The following is a 7352-nucleotide window of genomic DNA, read 5'->3' as shown; positions in this document are numbered from 1 at the left end:
GCTTCGAGCCCACCGGTGACAGCTTTGGCGAAGAACCCGAAGCGCTCCTCGACCTCAGCATGAGCAACATCCTCGGTGAGGACTTCACAAATTCGACATCCGGTGGACTTCTACGTGACTGATCCGCCGTACCTGATCAGCGTTACTGAAGTGCCGAACACGTCGGAGGTGTAGTTCGGCGCCCCAGTCGACGTCGGCTACCCCGCCCCGTCGACGTCGTAGGTGCGTGGGGCGTGCACATCTCAGTCGAGATCAACACGATCTTCTCGATCATCGCCGGAGTGTGCCGGAACCAATCGAGTACGACATGCGCCATGTGAGGAACTCGGGCAATCCATGGATGCCGCTGGCATCGTCGGTGCGGACCGACAGTTTCCGTTCGACTCCCGCTACTCGGGATCGGACGGAAACTGCGCCAGCGTGCCCCTCGACGACGGTGACGTGGTCGGTTGTAGTGCTGAAGTCGGCGTTACCCATTAGGAGCAGCAACGCGACGGGCGACCAGGGACATGCTCTCTTCAGTAAATGCAGCGCACACCGAAATGAAATGCGCTGTGGTAGTTCAGCGTTGCCTCTACTAGCCGGAGTACGCAGCGGTGAGCGACATCGAGATGCGTGGGACCGTGTTGTCGGCGTCTAAGTGGCGGCCGGGGGCGGCAGTACAGGTGCGCCTCAGTGGCACATAAGTGTTTCCTTCGTCACTGCCCCGGCGCCCGCCCAGTAACCGGCATAAATCCATGCGGTGACGCAATCATCCCACGCTTACCGCCTACGCTTTCGCTCCTGTCGCCATATCATCAACACCCACAACAGATGACTCGCGATAGCTATCGCAAACAATGTCAGGTGTATCCGATCGGCGGTTGGCTCCCGGAAAATGCGACGGCTCATGCGTTGGGCCTCAATCTCGGCGTGGACGAACGAAATGTGTGGGCCAGTTTAGCGTCCGGCCGTGAATAAGTATGTAGCTGAGCCATTTCGATGCGTTGACGGTGCATTCACCCCGATTTATCGAGCCCGCTATTTTGGATGGAGGTGCCTCTAAGTGCATCCAATTCGCCGCCAGCCAGGCGCTGGCCCATTCGGACGACTCCCACACCGAGACATCTTCGAGTTCGTCGTGAGGTCATTATTCTTCGACGCTCAACCGTCAGGGCAATCGGGATGAGCTGACGGTCGGCCATCTTCGGAGCGCGGTCAGGAGATGCCGATTGCTGTGCGATCGCCAACGGCGGTGCATCGGGTCTGGGCCGGGTGGCGACGTTCGACCCTGTCGGCCCGTTCTAGAGGCTGAACACCTTGAGTGTCAGGACTGCCTGTTGCCTGGCCGAATGGCTTCAGGTCCAAACTGTTCGGTGGATCGCTGGTTCGCCCGTCGTGAACTGCGTACTGCGGATTACGCCCTCTCGCGATACCGTTGGTATATGAATAGAAGTCACCCCACTACCGGGGATCGGGACGCGCAAGGATTTTGTTCTGTCTTCCGGTCGTCGCGTGGGTGTCGTCACCCATCGGGACGGTCATACCGACCTCATCGTGTCCAAGGCAGACGACCCTGACGCGTGTGCTGCCTCACTGCCTCTGACCACCGAGGAAGCGGCAGCGCTCAGCAATCTCCTGGGTGCCCCACAGCTCGTTGCTCAGCTCGAAGAAGAGCACCGTGACCTTCCGGGCATTCGAACCAAACAACTCTACATCAAGGACGGTTCTCGCTACGACGGACAGACCCTCGGGGACACCGGCATGCGCACGCGCACCGGAGTGTCCATCGTCGCCGTCATGCGCGCGGGACAGGTGAGCCCGTCCCCGAACCCCGACTTCACCTTCACCGGGGGAGACCTTCTCGTAGCAGTCGGAACGCCGGACGGTTTGGCCGCAGCGGCAAAAATCTTGGCCAACGGCTGACTGGCGCGTGGACACAACCACCCTCGCACTGATCGAACTCGGCGCGGTCTTCTTCGCGCTCGGACTGCTCGGACGACTCGCTGCTCGCGTCGGCATGTCGCCGATCCCGTTCTACCTGATCGGCGGCCTGTGCTTCGGACAGGGCGGTTTCATCCAACTCGGAGACATCGGCGAGTTCTCCCATCTGGCAAGTGAGATCGGGATCGTCCTGCTCTTGCTGCTCTTGGGGCTCGAATACACTGCCGCCGAGCTCGTCACCGGTCTCAAACGCTCGCGGGTAGCCGGCATCGTCGACATCGTCCTCAACGCCACCCCTGGCGCGGTGGTCGGCTTGATGCTCGGCTGGGGCGTCGTGGGGGCGACGGTCATGGCCGGCGTCACCTACATCTCGTCTTCGGGAATCATCGCCAAGGTGCTCAGCGACCTGGGGCGCCTCGGTAACCGCGAGACACCGGTCGTGCTGTCGATTCTGGTGTTCGAAGACCTGGCGATGGCGCTGTATCTGCCGATTCTGACCGCGATGCTTGCGGGCGTCAGCTTCATGGGCGGGCTCGAAGCGGTCGGGATCTCGTTGTTGGTCATCACCGTGGTTCTTGTTGTGGCCCTGCGATACGGGCGGTACGTCTCCGCGCTCCTCGACAGTCCCGACAGTGAGACGCTCCTGCTCAAGCTGCTCGGTGCCGCACTGCTGGTTGCCGGCATCAGTTCGGCGATGCAGGTGTCGGCGGCTGTGGGCGCGTTCCTCCTCGGGATCGCGATCTCGGGGTCGACGGCGCACAATGCCAGTCGCGTACTCGAGCCCCTTCGAGATCTGTTCGCTGCAATGTTCTTCGTGGTCTTCGGTCTAAACACCGATCCCAGTTCCATTCCGCCCGTCCTCGGGTGGGCTGCGATCCTGGCCGTCGTCACCGCGATCACGAAGCTGATCACCGGCGCCTGGGCGGCCAGACGTCAGGGTGTCGCGCGAATGGGTCAAGCGCGCGCCGGTGCCGCCCTGATCGCCCGCGGTGAGTTCTCCATCATCATCGCCGGGCTGGCGGTGTCCGCGGGTGCGGTCGACGCCGAACTGGCGGCATTGGCAACGGCTTACGTGCTCCTGATGGCGGTCATCGGTCCAGTGGCGGCAAGAGTTATCGAACCGGTTGCCTCGTTGTACATCAAGGTTCGTACGAAGTCCTGATTGCGGCCCTATTCTGTCCGGATGTCGAACAGAATCGCCCGTCCCGCCGCGACTCGGTATCGGTCAAACGTTGAACCTGTTGAAGGGCAAGCCAACTACCCGAAACGCTCACAAATGCTTTCAGCGCCTCGGAAATTTCGGTTCCGCTGAACCAGCTCTTTAGCGAATCTCCAAGTGCACCTTCACACAATTGGGCGTGGCAGGGGCAAGTCGGGTCCGCAAGGGTAGGTCGATGACCACTTTGCCCACAGCCCCGACGATCGAACCGACTACCGGATCGTGATCAGCCGCGCCTAACCCCGACCGCATTGCTCGATCACAGACACGGCCATGACCTCATCCCGTACTGGTACGAACCATCCCCCCTGATTTTCCTCACGTTCGTAACGGATGCCACCATCGCCGGTTTCTGCTGCTGTCAGGAGTTTCCACGACCTCGGCCGCGATCGAAGCAACTCGATGTTGCGGCGCGGTGCACAGTTTCGTCGCGAGTCATGATGGCCCCGTCCCGCAGGCACCATCCTGCGCGCACTCGAAGGTGGCGGCGCCGGCTTCAAACACGCCACCGATGGAGACATGCACGAGGACGTGTGCAGTGGTGACGGATTTCGTATGTGCCAACGAACTGCTCGGTTCGGAACCGACCAGCTGCGCCTCTCGAACTGCCAACACTCCACCCCACTGGACGCCTCACGCGGCAATGATCGTCAGTCGCACTCGACTTTGACACGACAACAGTGTGATGGCTCGTCGGACTCAATCCCAGCGGATCGATCAACGTACGCACCTCACTGTGTGGGCCGGGTTGCCGATCGTCGCCAGCCATGCGACGCAACGGATCTCCATCTGAGATCGATTTCTTGGGACCACGTAGGGGCGGAGATTAGCTTCGGCCAGCTCACCTGCGAGGCCAGTGACGAACTAGTGGGAGATATCTGTCCGGCGTGAGTCTTCGTCCTGTCACCTGAGCGGGTGAGTCCTCGCTCTTCATCTGTTCCGCTTGACGCTGGTGACATGATCACACAAGGAGCACTGGAGACTCCGGCATCACCACGAACCTTGGGGCCATGTGATTGTGACCGTGTTTCGTCAGCGGACTCGAGAGGGCGTAGCGGAGGGGTACGGGAAACTCGGTGCGGACGTCATCGCGGCGGCCCACGAGATACCAGGGCTTATCTCTTTCAAGCGCTTTCAAGCGGACGATGGCGAGAATTGCACAATCGTCGAGTTCGACGACGAAGCATCCCACAACCGGTGGCTGGCGCACCCAGTACATCGTGAAGCGATGCGACGCGGTCGCCACGACTACTTCGTCGACTACACGATTACCGTCTGTCAAGCCCTCAGGATTCTCCGGCAGGCCCCTCTCCCACACGTGGAAGTGCTCGATGCCTGACGGGATCGAGCCGAACGACTGGACCATCGATGTTCCCTGGCACGACTTTCGGGTGGAGGTAGATCGCTACGCTGTGGACCCAGCGCGCCGACTGGTCGTGGAGCCGGACGGAGTCATTTCTGTGCGAGACTTCGGAAGCACGCTCGCAGTGGCCCGAGTTGAGTCCGGATCGCTGACCTGTTTTTCGGAGGTGAACGACCGAGCGTACACATGGACTGAAGGCTCGGTCCACCCTGTGTCCGGACGTTGCTGGTGGCGAAACGACTCCGGGGAGAGGGCGGTGCTGTTGCTCGATCGAGCTGACACGGCACATTCATGACCTCCACCCGCGAGCGGCGGTTTCTCAACTCCCCACTGCGGCAACGGTTTCAAAGACGACAACGATGATGAACGGCTTCCAGCAGTCCGAGGGCTCTGATAGGGATAGGCTGTCCTGTCCCGTTGCACGAGGAATTATGCCAAATTCACGCTATCCCGCCGAAGACCGCACCCCGGTACGAACTCTGATCAACTTCTAAATCTCCTTGACCGCGACTGATCGGTGACGACGATGGGAACGGTGAGTTGGCGCCCGCCCGTGCCACTTCGAACTCGTCGGCGGACGGAATGGAGGCGGGCCGGAAACGACGCCGATGTAGATGCCCCGGTTGATAATTCATTCCATTACTGGGTACAAACGCCGACCCTGTGCCATCCTGCTGCGTTATGCGGCGCCGGATATGCCCGGTGAATGGCCGACTTCGGCGTATTGCTGCAGTTCAACGGTCACGTCGACCCTTCCTGCATTTGTCGACCCTTCCTGCGTTTATAGGCCCAGCACATCCGAACGGACTCTTCAGTCCAACTACTCGGGTGGGACTCAAGGTAGGTTTGAATCCGCAAATTTCGGTCACCCGACAAGTCACAGAGAAGGATTGCACCGAGGACACCGGCGCAATCGCACGACACACCGTATGTTTCCCTTCCGCTCCGAATGGACCCAAAGGTCCAACCTGCTAACGTGCACGCATGGACAACGATGCCTTTGTCATTGGTGGGGTACGAACTGCCGTCGCAAAATACGGCGGCGCGCTGTCGCATATCCGTCTCGACGATCTACTCGGCCAAACTATGGCCGCAGCGTGTAGTCGCGTCGAGGTTCCTCTGGAACGGGTGGAGGAGATCGTGGCAGGGTGCGTGAATCCTGCTCATGAAGGGATGGGAAATCTGGGCCGGTGGGCCGCCTTGGCGGCCGGATTTCCGGATTCGGTTCCAGCGATTACTGTCAACCGCTACTGCGCGTCGTCTCTGAGTGCGGCGGTCACGATCTCGCACGCAATCCGCTCAGGCGAGATGGATATCGGGCTCGCCGCAGGTGCCGAGTCGATGTCCCGATCGGGTTGGGCGTTCATGAAGGGAGATGCCGCCTTCGCTCCACGGGGACCGCAAATCATGCTGGACACCATGTGGACAGGGGCCGGCGGACCACCACATCCAGGTCTGGCGACCCGAAACGCCTACATCTCGATGATCGAGACTGCGCAGAACGTAGCCGACCGCTATGGGTTGACTCGCGAGGAAATCGACGCCTTTGCACTGCGCTCCCATCGTCATGCGGCAGCCGCCCGTGACCGCGGGCGCTTTGCCAAAGAAATTCATCCGATATCCCTTGCTGCAACACGCACGACGCCGGCACGGCAGTTTGACACCGACGAGCTCATCCGTGGAGACACGACCGCAGAAAAATTGGCTGCACTGCGGCCACAGCCCAATACGACGCAGATGACAGCAGGAAACTCCAGCGGACTGTCCGACGGGGCTAGCGCGGTCGTTCTAGCCTCACGCCGTGCCGCGTCCAAACTCGGACTGACGCCACTTGCGCGTGTGGTCTCATCAGCGACGTACGCGATGGATCCGGCTTATATGGGTATCGCTCCAGCCTGGGCAATGGCACACGCGCTGTCGCGCGCTGGCGTCGCTCCAGAGGAGGTCGATGTATGGGAAGTTCATGAGGCGTTCGCCGCGCAAGCCCTCGGGGTACTACGTGAGTTAACGGTGCAGCTCGACGGATTTCAGGTTCCCGACGACAAACTGAATCCGAACGGGGGTGCGGTGGCAATCGGACACCCGTTCGGCTCGTCAGGAAGCCGCTATGTCCTATCCCTGGCTACGGAGTTGGCCGAACGCAACTTGCGATATGGTCTGGTCGGGGTGTGTGTCGGATCTGGACAGGGTGTCGCCCTGATGCTGGAGAACGCACGCGAGTCGGGATGAACTAGTCGTAGAAGCTGAATTATCGACCCCCTTGCAAGTGTTTACGGGGAACGCGGATGATCGTCTTCCCCGTGTGCCGTTCGATCCGGTGAGGTAATCAATTGGCCTCGACGCGTGTGATCTGACCGATGTTTACGATCGGATCCGAGATGTGGCCTCGGCACGTTGCGAAACACGCCAAAGAGACACTTCTGCCGCCCGAGAGATGCTAGTTGCTTGATCGCGGCGTTCCATCCAGATGGAGCTGTCCGCATTCGGCGCCACATTATAGCGGCGCAACGGACCGTCGGCAAGTGACCCAGCGTCATGGTATCAATTCCGCGCATGTTATTAACTCGTTTCGATATAGGCTTTCGCCAATTTGTACCGGACCTGCACCGATGTGGGTTGGGAATCTCGATAAGGAGCACGATGTGATCGCAGTGCCCCCCGAGTCGGTGTCCGGGTCAGAGGTTGCGTTGAGTGTCCACTATGAACGGATCCGCAATTACACCGAGCTGCTCGCTGCCCCTCTGTCACCTGAAGATCAAACCGTACAGTCGATGCCAGACGTATCGCCGACGAAATGGCATCGCGCACACGTAACCTGGTTTTTCGAAACCTTCGTGCTCAGCGCAC

General features: G+C 60.4%; 5 protein-coding genes. 4 read left to right on the top strand and 1 reads right to left on the bottom strand.

Annotation, left to right across the window (positions count from 1 at the left end; genetic code table 11):
* The first annotated feature begins 1428 nt into the window (after nucleotides 1-1428).
* Nucleotides 1429-1905, top strand: coding sequence for a cation:proton antiporter regulatory subunit (locus tag ABT116_RS37395; RefSeq protein ID WP_037131094.1), 477 nt, complete (start codon nucleotides 1429-1431; stop codon nucleotides 1903-1905).
* Nucleotides 1906-1912: 7 nt separating this feature from the next.
* A complete protein-coding gene (locus ABT116_RS37390) occupies nucleotides 1913-3085 on the top strand; it encodes a cation:proton antiporter (protein WP_166502234.1) in 1173 nt (390 codons plus the stop codon).
* A gap of 1018 nt (nucleotides 3086-4103) precedes the next feature.
* Here the strand turns inward: ABT116_RS37390 and ABT116_RS51015 are convergent.
* On the bottom strand, nucleotides 4104-4508 hold the full coding sequence (locus tag ABT116_RS51015) for a hypothetical protein (protein WP_003943784.1): 405 nt from the start codon (nucleotides 4506-4508) through the stop codon (nucleotides 4104-4106).
* A 981-nt stretch (nucleotides 4509-5489) separates the two neighbouring features.
* Between ABT116_RS51015 and ABT116_RS37380 the strand changes: the two genes are divergently transcribed.
* The gene (locus ABT116_RS37380) at nucleotides 5490-6734 is read left to right on the top strand and encodes a thiolase family protein (protein ID WP_003943767.1); all 1245 of its coding nucleotides are present in this window, start codon (nucleotides 5490-5492) and stop codon (nucleotides 6732-6734) included.
* 413 nt (nucleotides 6735-7147) lie between these two features.
* Nucleotides 7148-7352 (top strand): hypothetical protein (locus ABT116_RS37375; protein ID WP_502984004.1); only part of this gene is annotated, 205 nt, incomplete at its 3' end.

It is taken from the genome of Streptomyces sp. NPDC002130, from assembly GCF_040296465.1.
Classification (GTDB): Bacteria; Actinomycetota; Actinomycetes; order Streptomycetales; family Streptomycetaceae; genus Streptomyces.
The sequence above is the reverse complement of the archived record's forward strand: the minus strand, read 5'-3'. Positions and strand labels throughout refer to the sequence as shown.

What these genes read in the sequence shown, in the direction of transcription:
- ABT116_RS51015 (WP_003943784.1), bottom strand. Translation starts at nt 4,508, where the DNA reads ATGGTCCAGTCGTTCGGCTCGATCCCGTCAGGCATCGAGCACTTCCAC.
- ABT116_RS37380 (WP_003943767.1), top strand. Translation starts at nt 5,490, where the DNA reads ATGGACAACGATGCCTTTGTCATTGGTGGGGTACGAACTGCCGTCGCA.